The sequence below is a fragment of the [Flexibacter] sp. ATCC 35208 genome, assembly GCF_001975825.1.
Classification (GTDB): Bacteria; Bacteroidota; Bacteroidia; order Chitinophagales; family Chitinophagaceae; genus Chitinophaga.
Map to the genome: position 1 here is coordinate 130,424 of NZ_MTKN01000001.1, position 15,991 is coordinate 146,414.

General features: G+C 44.2%; 12 protein-coding genes. All 12 read left to right on the plus strand.

The features are described from left to right. Window positions 1–401: 401 nt before the first annotated feature. The 12 genes from dnaB to BW716_RS00590 all read left to right on the plus strand — a co-directional run bounded on the left by dnaB (window position 402) and on the right by BW716_RS00590 (window position 15,990). On the plus strand, window positions 402–1,970 hold the full coding sequence (dnaB, locus tag BW716_RS00535; protein ID WP_083720143.1) for a replicative DNA helicase: 1,569 nt from the start codon (window positions 402–404) through the stop codon (window positions 1,968–1,970). Between the two features lie 117 nt (window positions 1,971–2,087). Then, entirely contained in the window at window positions 2,088–3,437 is a 1,350-nt protein-coding gene (locus tag BW716_RS00540; protein WP_083720144.1) for an MATE family efflux transporter, read from the plus strand. Window positions 3,438–3,463: 26 nt separating this feature from the next. Then, window positions 3,464–3,928, plus strand: a complete 465-nt coding sequence (locus BW716_RS00545) for a hypothetical protein (RefSeq protein ID WP_083720145.1) — start codon at window positions 3,464–3,466, stop codon at window positions 3,926–3,928. A 642-nt stretch (window positions 3,929–4,570) separates the two neighbouring features. Next, window positions 4,571–4,780 (plus strand): class I lanthipeptide, encoded by a 210-nt coding sequence (locus BW716_RS36605; protein WP_083720146.1) that lies wholly within the window; start codon window positions 4,571–4,573, stop codon window positions 4,778–4,780. A 75-nt stretch (window positions 4,781–4,855) separates the two neighbouring features. Further along, the gene (locus BW716_RS00555) at window positions 4,856–5,068 is read left to right on the plus strand and encodes a class I lanthipeptide (RefSeq protein ID WP_083720147.1); all 213 of its coding nucleotides are present in this window, start codon (window positions 4,856–4,858) and stop codon (window positions 5,066–5,068) included. 32 nt (window positions 5,069–5,100) lie between these two features. Beyond that, window positions 5,101–5,319, plus strand: a complete 219-nt coding sequence (locus BW716_RS36610; RefSeq protein ID WP_083720148.1) for a class I lanthipeptide — start codon at window positions 5,101–5,103, stop codon at window positions 5,317–5,319. Window positions 5,320–5,451: 132 nt separating this feature from the next. After that, the gene (locus tag BW716_RS00565) at window positions 5,452–7,782 is read left to right on the plus strand and encodes an outer membrane beta-barrel protein (protein WP_179090945.1); all 2,331 of its coding nucleotides are present in this window, start codon (window positions 5,452–5,454) and stop codon (window positions 7,780–7,782) included. Between the two features lie 9 nt (window positions 7,783–7,791). After that, on the plus strand, window positions 7,792–10,932 hold the full coding sequence (locus BW716_RS00570) for a lantibiotic dehydratase (protein WP_083720150.1): 3,141 nt from the start codon (window positions 7,792–7,794) through the stop codon (window positions 10,930–10,932). A gap of 3 nt (window positions 10,933–10,935) precedes the next feature. Further along, the gene (locus BW716_RS00575) at window positions 10,936–12,126 is read left to right on the plus strand and encodes a lanthionine synthetase LanC family protein (protein ID WP_083720151.1); all 1,191 of its coding nucleotides are present in this window, start codon (window positions 10,936–10,938) and stop codon (window positions 12,124–12,126) included. A gap of 18 nt (window positions 12,127–12,144) precedes the next feature. Then, window positions 12,145–13,209, plus strand: coding sequence for a hypothetical protein (locus BW716_RS00580; RefSeq protein WP_083720152.1), 1,065 nt, complete (start codon window positions 12,145–12,147; stop codon window positions 13,207–13,209). Then, window positions 13,202–15,463, plus strand: a complete 2,262-nt coding sequence (locus BW716_RS00585; RefSeq protein ID WP_083720153.1) for a peptidase domain-containing ABC transporter — start codon at window positions 13,202–13,204, stop codon at window positions 15,461–15,463. Before BW716_RS00580 ends, BW716_RS00585 begins: the two co-directional genes overlap by 8 nt. An 11-nt stretch (window positions 15,464–15,474) precedes the next feature. Then, entirely contained in the window at window positions 15,475–15,990 is a 516-nt protein-coding gene (locus BW716_RS00590; RefSeq protein WP_083720154.1) for a hypothetical protein, read from the plus strand. Window position 15,991: the final 1 nt, after the last annotated feature.

Here is a 15,991-nt window from a genome sequence, read left to right on the forward strand (position 1 = left end):
TCTCAACTAAAAAGGAGCGATCTTTGCAGGATGTGGATAAGTCCGCCGGTAATCACATCAAGCATATCTCCAAACCAATGGGGAAAAACTTTTTTAACAATGTTTGTGATTATGTGCACCTTTGTATGGGGATTGTGCGTTAATAATGTGAATAAGTGATTTGCAGTCAGTGGATAACTGACATTTTGCGGGTGTATATCCTGTGAATTGTGTCTTATAAACTATATCAGCAATCAATCCTTGTTAAATGAATAAATGCGGTTACCTTAGTTTTTACGGCCCTAAAAAGCTTTACAATTTCGAAATCGAGAAGGACATAACAGGTACAAAAAATTGTAAAAGAAACTAAGGATAGCCACGACATATAGTTTTTTTGGTTAACAGAATCAGATAAAAAATAAATGGATCTCAATCTAAAGAAAGACCGCAATGTACGTCGCAAGCCGTCCGTTGATGTATCTACCATGATGTACGGTAAAATTCCACCTCAGGCAAAGGATATGGAAGAGGCCGTATTGGGAGCCATTATGCTGGAAAAAGGGGCGTTTGACACCGTGGTAGAGATCTTGAAAGGTGAATGTTTTTATGTAGAGGCACATCAGAAAATCTTTACTGCCATGACCCGCCTGGCGGGTAAGTCCATGCCTGTGGACATCCTCACAGTGGTAGAAGAGTTACGATCAATGGGCGAACTGGAGATAGTAGGTGGACCCTATTATATCACCCGTCTTACAAATATGGTGGTATCATCCGCCAATATTGAGGCGCATGCCCGTATTATTCTGCAAAAGTTCATTCAGAGAGAGTTGATCCGTATTTCAGGAGAGATCTTATCTGAATCATACGAAGATACTGCCGACGTATTCGACCTGCTCGACTCCGCCGAAAGTAAACTCTTTGAGGTGACGAACAATCACCTTCGTAAGAACTATGACAGTATCGACCGCGTACTGGTGAATACCATGAAGCGTATCGAAGATCTGCGTAACAAAGGTGATGATATCACAGGGGTACCTTCCGGGTTCCCTTCTCTCGATAGGGTAACTTATGGCTGGCAGTCAACGGATCTGATCATCATCGCGGCACGTCCGGCGGTGGGTAAGACAGCGTTTGCACTGAACCTGGCCAGAAATGCTGCGTTGCATCCCCGCTTTCCGAAAGGTGCGGCCGTGTTCAGCCTTGAAATGTCTTCCGGGCAGATCGTACAGCGTATTCTCTCTGCCGAGTCAGAGATTAAGCTGGAAAAGATCACCCGTGGTAAGCTGGAAGAGTACGAGATGAAGAAGCTGATGACGCATGGTATCGAAAGACTGGCGAAGGCGCCGATCTTTATTGATGATACCCCGGCACTGAACATCTTTGAATTGCGAGCGAAAGCCCGTCGTCTGGTACACAACCATGGCGTAGGTGTGATCATCATTGACTACCTGCAGCTGATGAGTGGTCATGCAGATGGTAAGGGTAGTAACCGTGAGCAGGAGATCTCCAAGATATCCCGTGATCTGAAAGGGTTGGCGAAGGAACTGCATGTACCGATCATTGCATTGTCACAGCTGAGCCGTGATGTGGAAAAGAGAAAGGATGGTAACAAGATGCCACAGCTGTCTGACTTGCGTGAATCTGGTGCGATCGAGCAGGATGCTGACATGGTAATGTTCCTGTACCGTCCTGAGTACTATGAAATCAATACCAATGAGATGGGTGAATCCAATAAAGGTGAAACCCACGTGCGTATAGCGAAACACCGTAATGGTCAGCTGGATACGATCAAGCTGAGAGCGATACTGGAATTCCAGCGCTTTGAGGATGATGGTAGTCTGGAGAATCCTGGTGGCGGCGGCGGCAACTTTATGCCGGTTGGTAATTCAGGTAAGGATTCATATGGTGGTGCTACGGACGAAGCAAAGCTGTACATCCAGAAAGGATCACGTATGAATGATATGGACTTCGATGAAGAGGCGCCTTTTTAGCAATAAAAAGGTTTACGATACAAGGCGCTTCTTCACCGAAGCGCCTTTTTTTATTACTGGAAATGGGGTTTATTTCTTTTAGCGGATTCCCATTTATTTCTATCAAATTTTAACAGCGTGTGGACTAAGTATCAAACTTATTATAAAGACAATTTTAAACTGGCATATCCGGTCGTTATTAGTCAGCTGGGGCATACGATGGTGGCCCTTTCTGATACCATTATTATAGGGCATACGGGCGATGTACCGCTGGCGGCAGTGGCGCTGGGGAGTAGTATTTTTTCTATTTGCATGGTGATAGGCATTGGGATGTCGTATGGATTGACCCCATTGATCGCGCAGGAGTATGGCAGGCAGAATAAGAATGCCTGTGGAGATCTGTTGCGACATAGTCTTGTGATCAATTTAGTGATGGGCGTGGTGATGAGTACATTGATCTATGTGGGGAGTAATTACCTGTATAAACTGGACCAGGTACCGGCGGTGGCTATGCAGGCGAAGCCTTTTCTGAAATTATTGGGGGTGTCTTATTTCCCATTGATGGTGTTTTTGTCATTTAAGCAATTTGCAGAGGGGCTTGGGTTTACGAAGCAGGCCATGCATATCAGTATTATTGGGAACATTGTCAACATTGTGGTGGGGATTGCGTTGGTGTATGGCATTGGAGGATTGCCACGGTTGGGGGTGATTGGTGTAGGGATTGGCACCTTGACAGATCGTATACTGATGGCGGTAGCGATGTGTTGGTATGTGTTGACGGCCCATCGTTTCAAGCCTTATCTGAAGGCGTTTGCGGCAAAGTATTTATCATGGCAGACGATTAAAAAGATATTGGGGATTGGTACCCCGGTAGCGTTGCAGTATGTATTTGAAATCAGTGCGTTTAGCAGTGCGATTATTATGGCGGGATGGATTGGCGCAAGGGAGCAGGCGGCGCATCAGATAGCGATCAATTTAGCTTCTATCACTTACATGATGGCGAGTGGAATTTCGGCGGCTGCGGGGATTAAGAGTGGGAATCATTTTGGGGCGAAGCAGTTGAGGGAGTTACGGTTATCGGCGATAGCGAGTTATCATATGGTGTTGATCATGATGGGTACGACGGCGTTGATATTTTTAGTGGGATGCAGGGTATTGCCGCTGATGTACATCAATGATCCGGCGGTGGTGGAGATAGCGGCGCATTTGATTTTGATAGCGGCGTTCTTTCAGTTGTTTGATGGTACGCAGGTGGTTGGATTGGGGATATTGAGGGGATTGGGAGATGTGAAGATTCCGACTGTGATTACCTTATTGGCGTATTGGGTATTGGGTTTACCGGTTGCATATTTGTTAGGGATATATTGGGGCTATGGCATCCAGGGTATCTGGTGGGGGTTATTATTGGGACTACTCACAGCTTCGGTATTGTTGTTCCTGAGATTTCAGCATAAGACTACTCAATTGAACGCTTTTACAGCGGTTTAGTGACCTTTTAGCGGTATATTCATAGTATGATTATACATGGGAAACGACCTTTTAAGCAGCGTACCAAACAGGGTATGACACTTGCTCCGATGAGGAGTGGGCGGTTCGTGCTGCGTATGAAAAGTTCGTTGACGGGGAAGAGGGTGAAAACTGATCCTGCATTTAAACCACTCATGGCAGATGCTGCATTGATGAAGATAGCCTCTCCGCTTGCTTCGCGGGTGTATCGGGAATTAAGTATAAGAGATGTAAAGTTGTATAGGAAGTTGGTGGGCAAGGCAAAAGGGATGTTGAAAGCAGGTATGCAGGATTTCGAGATTGAAACGCAGTTGAAAGATGAACTACTCAATAAAAAAAGAAATGTTAAAATAGAAAAGCACGTATCTTTTCGTGTGACTTTATACCGTGATTTACCGGTTTTTTATACCGTGATTTCACGGTTTTTGTTTACTTATAATACCCGCGATGCTGCTGTATTTAATACTTCGTGAGTTGGGAAGGTGCAATTAGCAATTTTCATTCCATTTTACATGATAAAAATATTCTTTTGACACGAATTTTTGAGATCATTTTCTAATTATATTTGAATTGTAGTCGATTACAACCAGTGCAAAATAATCACTTTATTAGCCATTAAAATTCATAAAAATCTAAGCTAAAGTTCGATGAATAAGTTTTAACCCGTGTTCAAAGAATGATGATCCCGTATTCACCGATGAAGAGTTTGTTGAGGAAGATTTTTACTGCTTATCCTTAGATGAAATGCAACTTCATAAACTAATAATAAGAGAGCCAAATCTGGATGCAACTGCATGTACGAACAGTGCAAATGGTTTCCTCATGCATTAGTTATCTGAATTGCTATGTTCAACTTTGTGGGGATGTAATGTCGTCATGAATGCTTCTATTCTTTTGCCCAAGGGGACGACTTATTGTTTCTTTCCACTTCTATAGTAAGGGGTGTAGTGTGTGCTTTACTACATCGTAAAGGCATCGGGACCTTTTTTTCTTCTGAAACCAGTTTAATCCGCATATTAAATCCGGAAAGTTATTGTTGCGCAACACAGGTGGAACTCGAAAATCCTGACCCAAAAGAGTAGAGACTTCATCATTATTTAAAAAAATCATCTGATATGAAAAAATTAGCGTTAAACCCTCTTGCCCTCGACATGGAAACAATTGCTAAACTGGATGAAAAGCAATTATTAGAAATCACTGGCGGTGTTAGCGACGAATTAGCTGCTGGATCCACTGGTTGTGGTTCCGGTGCAAGCACTTGCGGCAGTGGTGGTTCTACTGGTTGCGGATCTGGTGCAAGCACCTGTCTGGCAGAAGAAGCTTAATCTTAATTGCCCCTGTAATTCCTCCCTGCTCGTGTAGCAGGGAGTTTTTTGCCGTAGAATTTAAAGCAGGTTTATATGAAAAAAATTCAGTTAAATCCTTTAGCACTGGATAAGGAAACCATAGCGAAACTGGATGAAAAGCAACTTATGGAAATCACTGGTGGTATCAGTGAAGAAGTGGACGGAAGCTCCAGTGGTTGCGGGTCTGGTGGTAGTAAATGCAGCACTGGCACGTCTACCGGTTGTGGTGCGGGTGGTAGTCAATGTCTTGTTGATTCTGCCGAATAATTATCCATTTTACTCCTAAAAAGATCTATTATATGAAAAAGGTAATATTAAATCCATTATCCCTGGATCAAGAAACTATTGCAAAGCTGGACGAACAGCAGTTGCGGGAAATTAATGGTGGTATTAGTGAAGATGTAGCAGCTGGTTCTACCGGTTGTGGTGGTGGCGGCAGCAGCTGTGGCAGCGGCGGTAGTGGTGGTGGCGGTGGTTGCGGTTCCGGTGCAAGCACCAGCCTGACTGATGAAGCGTAAGCTTTTATAATCATACTGGTTATCATCCCCCTGTACGTAAATGCAGGGGGATATTACAACATTTTTTTTCAGATGTTTACAATTAAGCCATATTTCATTTTTCTGTATTTTTTATTTGTCACGCTACCGGTTATGGCACAACAGCTCACTATTTCCGGGGCATTGCAGGACAGCGCTCATTTACCTGTGGCAGGAGCCAGGGTGCAATTGATGAATAGTGCGGATCATAAGGTGATGTATACCGCACAGTCAAACAATGATGGTACCTTTCTCCTGAAGAATATTGACAGGGGCAGTTATCTCCTCCATATTCAACGTCTTGCTTTTAATGAATATCTGCATGCTATCAATGTCAGTGACACGAATATCAGCCTCCCGGTTATCATTATGAGCGTATCTGTTACTACGCTGAAGAACGTTACGGTGAATGGCCGGAAACCAGTGCTGGAAGAAAAACTGGACAGAACCATTCTGAATGTGGAAAACAATGTTGCCTTAACCGGTGCTACAGCGCTGGATGCTGTGGCCAAAATGCCCGGTGTAAGGGTCTCCAACAGTTCACTTTCCCTGCGGGGAGCGGGGATGCTCAATGTATTGCTGGACGATCGCTTATTGCATATATCCGGTGATGACCTGATCAATATGTTGCGCAGTATGCCTGCCAGTGAAGTGCTGAGAATTGAACTGATCCCTAATCCTCCTGCTAAATATGATGCAGGCGGAAGTTATGGTCTCCTCAACATTGTCACAAAAAAGAAACGACAGGAAGGTTTCAGTGGCAGCGTAAATGGTGCTTTTACCCAGGCGTTTTACAGTGGGGAGAACGGAGGTGTACTACTGAACCTGAATAGAAATAAATGGAATATCAGTACCAGTCTGAACGGGACAAAATCTTTGTATAACGAACTGACCAATCCTGTTACTTACTATACTGATCAGACCTGGGATCAACATAGAAAATCAGTGAACGATAATAAAAATATTTTGTCCCGAACGGCTGTTGATTATACTATCAATAAGCGGCAGCTGATTGGGTTCACCTACATTTATTCCAGCAGGAAAACCATTACTAATGAGCGTTCTAATACGACTATCGGTCTCAGCAAACTGGATTCCCTCATAGATGCAAAGAATAATATTGACCGGCATACCCAAAGTCACGACTTCAACCTGCATTATGAAAATAAGTTTGATTCGCTGGGTGGAAAGTTCAGTATGGATGGTGGATATTTTACTTTCAATAACAGGTTGGAACAGTTCACCCAAAGTGATGTACTGAGCCCGGATGATGAAATGACCAACAGCTACCGGTTCAGGAATACGGCTCCACAGGATGTACAGGCTCTTACACTACAGTCAGATGTGAACCTGCGGCCACGGTTTGTGACCTTTTCTTTTGGTGGCAAGTTCAGTTATATTGATACTAAAAGCGGGACTAATTATTATAACTATACTGACCTGGGGTATAAATATGATACGACAAAGAGTAACTCATTCACCTATAAAGAAAGGATTGAAGCGCTGTATGTCAATGCCCTGAAAAATAAAGGTAAATGGGCTTTCCAGGTGGGGCTGCGTGCGGAGTATACACAGACTACCGGCATCTCTGTCACCCAGGATCAGACGACTAAGAATGATTACCTGAAATTATTCCCCACTTTCTATATCGGGTATACAAAAGATAAGCAGAACAGCTTTTCTTTTTCTTACGGAAAGCGGATCAACAGGCCGAACTACTGGTATCTGAATCCTTTTAAACAATACATCAGCGAGTATTTTTATTATGAAGGTAATCCCTACCTGCAGCCTTTTTATAACAATACTTTTCAGCTGAATTATATACACAACAATATGTTCATTACCCGGCTACAGGCCAATATACTAAACAATGTATATGATCAGATCCTGTTGACGGACGAAGTGACGAAGGTATCCCGCCTCACGAGACAAAACTATTATTCACAGCGTAATTATGGGATCAATGAAACTGTGAATGTGAATGTGGGCAACTGGTGGGAAAACTCCAGCACGGCTGCCGTGTATTACATCGATACCCGCTCTAAATTAGCAAATACTGCCAGTCAGCATGGATGGGGGGCTGATGTATCTACCAGCAATACTTTTTATTTCAATAAAGGGAAGACTGTTATGGGGGGCGTGGATGCTACCTATACTTTTCCACAGCTGTCAGGTGTGAACAAATTTGATGCTTATTATGGAGTGGACCTTGGTGTCACAGTATTGTGTTATCAAAAGAAGTTAATTCTTGGTCTGAATGCGACCGACATTTTCAGAACCATGAAGACACGGTTCCATAGTACGGTAGATGGTGTAACCACTTATTACAACAATTATTTTGATGCCCGGAAGGTGCGTGTGTCTGTCTCTTATAAGTTTGGTAAAACCAAGAACAGGCAGCAAAGTAAGCTCAGTAATACTGAAGAGAAAGGTAGAACCTATTAAACTTTTTGTATGAAGGATTACGTGTTAGAAGATTTTTATTTGCTGCGTACCCCGGCAAAACCCATCGAGGAGATCCTGTATCTGAATGAACTGCTGGATCAGGGCAACCTGGATGCAGTGAAGCAGCTTTGTCGTGACCCTTATTTTTCTGAGGCCATTTATATTTCATCCAGGGATTTATATATGTCTCTCCAAAAATGGTTGGAAGGCGAGGAATTATCTCCCAAAAAATTGAAGAAATTATTGACGGGACTGCAAAAGTATTACTCCCGCATGTGTACCCGCAGTACACCCTTTGGTCTGTTTGCCGGTTCTGCCTGTGGAAGCATTCATGAGCAGCAAAGTGGGGTCAGCTTTGATAGTAATAAAATACGGAAAGCGACGCGGTTTGATATGAGTTATATCAATGAACTCACGCATCAGCTGGCCAAGCAGCCGGCAATAAAAGAGCAGATCAGGTATTATGTGAATAACACCTTGTACAAGGTGGGGTATCGCTACCTGTATGTAGAATATACCATGGTGGCAGGTAAGCGCAATCACGCTTTGAGTGCACTGACCGCCAGCGATTATATTGATATGGTACTGGAGCTGGCAAAGGAGGGTGTGACCATTCCAGTATTGACAGCCGAAATAGGTAAGACTATTTCTGACGAGCAGGCCATCAGCAATTTTATCAATGGTCTGATTGCTTCGCAGGTACTTACACATGAATTGACGCCTGCTATTGCCAACGAAAATTTTGTACCTGCCTTTATTCAGCGCCTTCAGGAGCTTGGGCAGGGGCAGATGTGTGTACCATTGCAAGAAGCGTTGCACGTCATGAAGGATGAAAAGATCTCGCTGCCCGGTTTTCAGGCAGTGGAAGAAAAGGCCGGGAGCGTGATACCTGTGAATGGGCTGGAGGTGCTGCAAACAGACATGTTCTATAATATGCAGCAGAATAACCTGAACAAGCAGGTGATCAGTGAGCTGGCGGAGGCGTCTTATGAACTGAGCAGCGCCATTCCTTCTTATGTTCCTTCCCAGCTGGAAACCTTTATGAAGAAATTTGCAGAGCGGTATGAACAGGCGGAAATTCCACTGGTACTGGCCCTGGACCCGGATGTAGGCATTGGCTATGGGCTGGCTACTACCGGCAATGTGGAATACATGCCTTTGATTGAAAAACTGGCGATCACACCAGGTGGTGGGGATGCTGCCCGTAAGCGACTGGCTTTTGAAGACCTGGTGGAAAATAAGATGCGTAGCTGGTGGCAAACCGGTGGACAGGTTATCACACTCACTGCGGCTGACCTGGAGATGTTAAGATCCAGGAAAGAGGCAGACCGGCTTACACAGTCAGCATCCTGTTATATGTTCGGCAGTTTGCTGGCAGTTTCCTGCGAAGCGATTGACAGGGGGGAATATGCATTTCTGGCCACACAGTTGCATGCGCCTTCTGCGGCCAAACTGATGGCCCGTTTTGCGCATGGGGACAGTCATCTGAAAGAAAAAATGTTGCATATCACCCGCACCGAGCAGGAGGTGAACAGAGAGCGGATCATGGCGGAAATTGCTTATGTGCCGGAAGGCCATTTTGCGAACCTGTCGCTTCGTCCTGCACAACGGAACTATGAGATTGCATTTCTGAGTCAGTCTGCCGTAGAACCGGCCTATAGGATTGATGTCAACGACATCCTCGTCTCCATTAGGAATAACCGGATTGTGGTGCGGTCCAGGCGATTGAACAAAGAAATCCTGCCTTGCCATACCAATGCATTTAATACAGACCTGGCCCAGCCATTTGTGCGCTTTCTGACAGATCTGCAGTCGATGTTTGTGAACACGGGTTTCAGGTGGCAATGGTACAACTATGCGCCGGAGCCTCATTTGCCAAGGGTGGAATATAAAAAGATCATCCTGCACAGGGAAAAATGGTTCCTGGCCAGATCCAGGAACAGTACGGACGAAGCATTGATGGATATACTGCATGCATTTTTGGAAAAATACCAGGTACCCCGCTATGTGATCCTTTCAGAGGGGGATAATGAATTGCTGATAGATACCACCAGCGAATTTTGTAAAGGACATGTGATACAGGCCATGAGAAAGGGTGGGGTTACTTTTTTAGAACACCTGTTGACACCTGAAAATTGTTTTATAAAAGATGAAAAGGGGAGTTACGGCAATGAGATGGTGATCCCTATGTCTGTGTCCAGTCCGGTGTTTGCGGAGCCACCTGCAAAAGAACTGATCGATTCATCAGTAGGTTGTCAGCGCACATTTGGCCCGGGTAGCAAGTGGTTATATTTTAAGATCTACAGTGGTTTTAAAACGATGGACCTGTTGCTCAGGGATATTATCCAACCGTTGGTACAGGAATGGAAAGGTAGTGGTGCGATTGAAAAATGGTTCTTTATCCGCTATAATGACCCGGATAGCCATATCCGTTTACGCCTGCTGAGAGGAACTGACCAGGAAGGCTGGTACCGGATTGCAGAAAGACTGAATGCGGAACTGGAACCCCTTATAGAATCTGGACAGGTATTTAAATGTATGATGGATACTTACCAGCGTGAGCTGGAGCGCTATGGTGCGCTTACCATGGAAGACAGTGAATCGCTTTTTTGCTATGACAGTGAGGCTGTGATCAATATGCTTGATCACCTGCAGGGGCAGCGGGGCGAACAGCTGCGTTGGCAAATGGCCCTGTATAATGTAGATCAGCTATTGGATAACTTTCAGTATGACCTGATGCAGAAAAAGGATTTTATGAAGCAGCTACGGAATTACTTTTTCAGGGAGTTTGCAGGTAGAAGCAGGGAGAGCGCTATCAGGTGTGATCAGTCACTGAGCAATAAATACAGGAATAATAAATTGCTGATACAGGAAGTGTTTGTACCAGCCAGGAGAACTACACAGGTACTGGCGGCGATGGAGAGTTATAATGTGAGAGGCGACATGCATGCTGCCACTATTAAGAATTTAAAAGGTAAGGTGCAACAGCTGGATGGCCTGCTCAACAGCTATATACATATGACGATGAACAGGACCTTTTTGGCAAGGCACCGTGTTCATGAACTGGTGGTATATGATACGCTTTACAGGTATTATGATTCACTGGTAGCAATGGGGAAACAATTGTCTTTATCTATAAACGTGAGTTAACCTATGGAGACGACCATTAAAAAAGACGTAGTGATCAGTGAAGAAATTGAACGCATCAGGGAAGGTATTACAGGTGTTGAGCACCTGATACAAAATGCCACTTTCGATACAGGGCTTGCGGGGTATACCTTATTCTACAGTTATTATGCAAAGTATAAGCAGGATGATACTTACCTGGACCTGGCTATGAAATATTTAGAGGAGGGGCTGGCATTTCTAAACGGTGATTTCAGGCGGGTATATGCAACAGATTCACTGGATAACCATTTGGGACAGATAGGTCGCATGTTATTATTTCTTCGGGAAACGAACCTGCTGAATATTGATATAGACGATTTTCTGATAAATATAGATGAAGCCCTGGCTACGCTTATGGTCAGTAAGATCGACATGGGTGACTTTGATTATAACAGTGGCGCACTGGCGGCAGGGCATTATTTTATGTATCGTATACAAACGAATCCTGCTGTGGCAGTGAATCTCGTTACGTTGGTGAGAGGACTGCGTGATAAAGCCTATACGGATGAAGACGGCGATTATTATTGGAAATCTCCTTCTATTCATGACAGGGTATACATTGGAATTTCGCATGGTAGTGCTGCTATTATGAATATTGTGAGCAGCGTGATGGAAGCGGGTATTGAAGTGAAAATATGTGAGGATATATTGAAAAGGACAGCACACTTTGTGAGCAAACAGATAAGAACACAGGTACGTGGTATTTTTCCTTTGATGTGGAATGATAAAGTGGAACCGAAGCAGTTTGCGATGTGCTATGGTGATCTTGGAACAGCTTATGGTTTGTATCGGGCAGCAGGTGCATTGCGGGATACATCTGTAAAGGAGCAGGCCGAAAGAGCGTTGGAAGATTGTTTGTTGCGATCGCGGGAGGATAATCTGACCCTGGATGCCGGGTATGTATACGGGGCGGCGGGTTTGGCTGCTACATTCGAAAAGGTATATGAAAAAACAAATGATGTGAGATACCTGGAGCGGGCAGATTACTGGTATGAGCAGATACCTTTTTACGGTCTTCATGGAGGTCCATATGCCGGTTACAGGAGCAGATTGCTTGAAGCTTCGGATTTCTGGCATGTATGTTTTGGATGGGGGGTGATTGGAATTGGTATAGCATTGATGCGATATGATGATAAATCATTACCTCCTATTGGAAAGTTACTCATGATCGCTTAACCTCTTAAAAGTTGTTGTATGGAAGCACTTCACCGTTCACTGGATACTTTAATGGCTGTATGTGATGATTTACCTGCCAGTACAAAGGAAATCACCATGCTTTATAACTATGGAAAACTAATTGCTATTCTGCAGCACAAAGAAATGTTGCCCTATAGCACCGGCGAGGAAGAAATGGAGAGTGTATATGTGCTAACCCGGAAGTTCGGAGATATTGCAAAGGATATTGTGGTATCGCAAGGAGAGGTTGGATTATCCGGATTTTTTGAATTGGAAAATACGATTGAAAGGCAATTGAACGGACACCTATACCTGTATGCCAAGCAATGGGGACTGTCCGTAAAAGCATTGTATTATCATAAGATAAAACAGTATGACAAGGCAGTAGATTTCAGTATGGAATGTGTGGCGATGAATGATTACCTGATCAATATTGGCATTCATTCCTTGTTCTTTCGCAGCCTGGAGCAGTACAGGAATATTTCACGTTCTTACCTGCGCAGTGGCGACTGGCGTACTGGCTGTAAGGTAGCGAATGACCTTATGAAGTTCCTGTTCAATGGTGTACCCGGCTCACTGAAAGGCGGCATTTACCATGATCCTGCTATATGGAATGCTATTCCATATGCAAGAGAGTATTATACTTATGAAACTTTCAGGGCGATGGTGTCTATGACGATCAGGATGGCGGCAAATTTTCCGGATTGTCCTGATATGTATACGGCGATTTTTGAGGGGCTGGAAATTAATGCAGATACTATTGAGCGTGTGATTATATCCAACTGGCTGGAAGTGAAGAATAGTTTCAGGAAAAAGGACTATCCATTGTTTGTAGACAACTTTATAGAGTTTATGAATGAGCCGGCCAGCATGATGTTCGACCTGCTGAAGATTTCCCTGTTCCAGGATATGCTGGTGCTGATTCAAAGCAGTGATTATGCAAAGAAAGAAGCATTGTTGTTGAAACTGGAAAATCACCTGGATGAAAAGCTGCATGTGAAGGAAAATTTAAGAAAGGATATTAGTGCGACGAACTTTGCCCTGAATGATTTTAACAGTCATAAGCAACCTCTAAATGCGTAGGAGATTCCCGATATATAAGCAACTTGATAAAATGGATTGCGGACCTACGTGTCTGAAGATGATTGCTGCCTGGTATGGTAAGCACTATTCATTGCAGACATTGAGGGATCATTCTTATATGACCAGGGAGGGTGTGAATTTAAAAAACATCAGTGACCTGGCGACTAAGATTGGGTTCCGCACGGTAGGTGCGAAATTGTCGTTTGAGCAGTTGGATAGCGAGGCAACCCTGCCATGTATATTATATTGGAACCAGAACCATTTTGTAGTGTTGCCACCGCAGGATTATAACAGCAGGAGAAACGGCAAGATACTGGTAGCGGATCCTGCATTTGGATTGGTAAAGGTGGATAAGGCTACTTTTATAAAGGCGTGGGTCAGAACGGCTGATAATTGTGGAATTGCATTGTTGATGTCTCCGACTGCATCGTTTTATGATAACGAGGGGGAAAAAAAAGAGGTAAAGAGCTTTTCGTTTTTGCTGAATTATGTTCGTCCTTATAGAAGTTATTTTTGGCAGTTGTTATTGGGAATGTTAGTGGGTAGTGTATTGTCACTGATCGCTCCTTTTTTGACGCAGGCGTTGGTGGATTATGGTATAAACCAGCAGCATCCGGAATTTGTGTCGCTAATATTGTTTTCACAACTGGCATTATTTGCAGGCAATACGGCGATAGATGTGATAAGGGGATGGTTATTGTTGCATGTTGGTAGCAGGATCAATATTTCAATCATATCTGATTTTCTCAGTAAGCTGATGAAATTGCCGGTCAGGTTTTTTGACACCAAGATGCCGGGTGATATTAGTCAGCGGATAGCCGATCACAATAAGATAGAATCATTCCTGACGGGCACGTCATTTAATACTTTGTTCTCGCTGGTGAACCTGGTGGTATTTGCTGTCGTACTGGCGGTATATAGTCTTACGGTATTCTGGGTATTCTTTGGTGGTTCAGTATGTGCTATTGTCTGGATATTGTTTTATCAGAAGAAGCGGAGAGAGTTGAATTATGCGCGGTTTCAGCAGCTGACAGATAACCAGAATACCTTGTTTGAGATCGTATCCGGTATGCAGGAGATCAAGATGAACAATAGTGAAACCACGTTCAGGTGGGGATGGGAGCGGATACAGGCGAAGATGTTTAAGATCAATGTGAGTGGACTGGCCATCAACCAGTATCAGTTGGTAGGGTCTAATTTCTTTTCACAGTTAAAGAATATACTGGCTACTTATATTGCAGCCCGTGAGGTATTGAATGGTCATATGTCGCTTGGTATGATGTTGAGCGTATCTTATGTGATCGGGCAACTTAATTCGCCGGTAGATCAGTTGATTAACTTTATACAGGGTGCGCAGGATGCGAAGATCAGCCTTGAAAGACTGAGTGAAATTCATACCCGTGAGGAAGAAGAGAAGCCGGATGAGGTAACGCCGGATCATGAGCTGGTGGCCGTTTCGGAGGCCCCATTGAATGGGCATCATGTAGACATCCTTGCAGAAACAAAACCTTCGAGGGAGGGCATTATCCGGTTGCAGGATATTTCCTTCCAATACGGGGGGCCTTCGTCGGCACATGTGCTGAATCATATCAACCTGGACCTGACGATGGGAAAGGTGACTGCTATAGTGGGCACCAGTGGTAGTGGAAAGACGACATTGATGAAGCTGTTGTTGAAATTTTATGAGCCGGCAGAAGGGCAGATCTATATTGGTAATACGGCTATGGGCAATGTATCTCCCCGGTGGTGGAGAGATCAATGTGGGGTGGTGATGACGAATGGGTATATCTTTGCAGATACGATAGCAAAGAACATAACGGTACAGGAAGATGCAGACCGGGAGAGGTTGTTGTATGCAATCCGGATGGCGAACATTGAGCAGTTTATCAACAATCTTCCATTGGGATTAAATACTAAGATTGGTACATCGGGCAACGATATCAGTTCGGGGCAAAAGCAACGTATCCTGATTGCCAGGGCGATCTATAAGCAACCGAAGTTTATATTTTTGGATGAGGCGACTAGTACGCTGGATGCTAATAATGAACGGATCATCATGGAAAACCTGCAGAAGTTTTTTACGGGCCGAACGGTGTTTATTATTGCGCACAGGTTGAGCACAGTAAAAAATGCAGATCAGATAGTGGTGCTGGAGAAAGGGAAGATTGTGGAAATTGGCAATCATCAGCAATTGACCATGAAGAAAGGGCATTATTTTTCGCTTGTAAAAAACCAGCTTGAACTGGGTAATTAAATCCTTGTAGTATGCCAGCAGAATTGAAATTCAATGAACATAGTGAAGAAGTACAGGAGATCATCGGGAGGGTGCCTTCCTGGGTGATCAGGAGGGGGATTACGGCGATTGCATTTGGAGTGTTGATCGTACTGGCAGGAGGTGCATTCATCCGGTTGCCGGATACGATTCCATCCAGTGTGTGGCTGACCCGGAGAGTCACAGGCGGCGATACCACTTATCTTGTAAAGGCCCTGATCAGCAGGTACAAATCCGGGAAGGTGCAACCGGGGCAGGAGGTATTGCTGAAATTTGCCGAATATCCATTTGAGGAATATGGATCTCTGAAGGCGAGGGTTACTACTATCAAGGCGCAGGACAGCGTTTATATGGCTGATCTGCGGCTGGAAAAGGGATTGTATACTACCCGCAGGCAGTGGTTAGACTACCGGGGGGAGATGGAAGGTGTGGGAGAAATAATGGTGGATGAAAAGAGTGTATTACAGCGGATCTTTGATAATATAATCCGGAGGTGGAGAACCAGGTAGT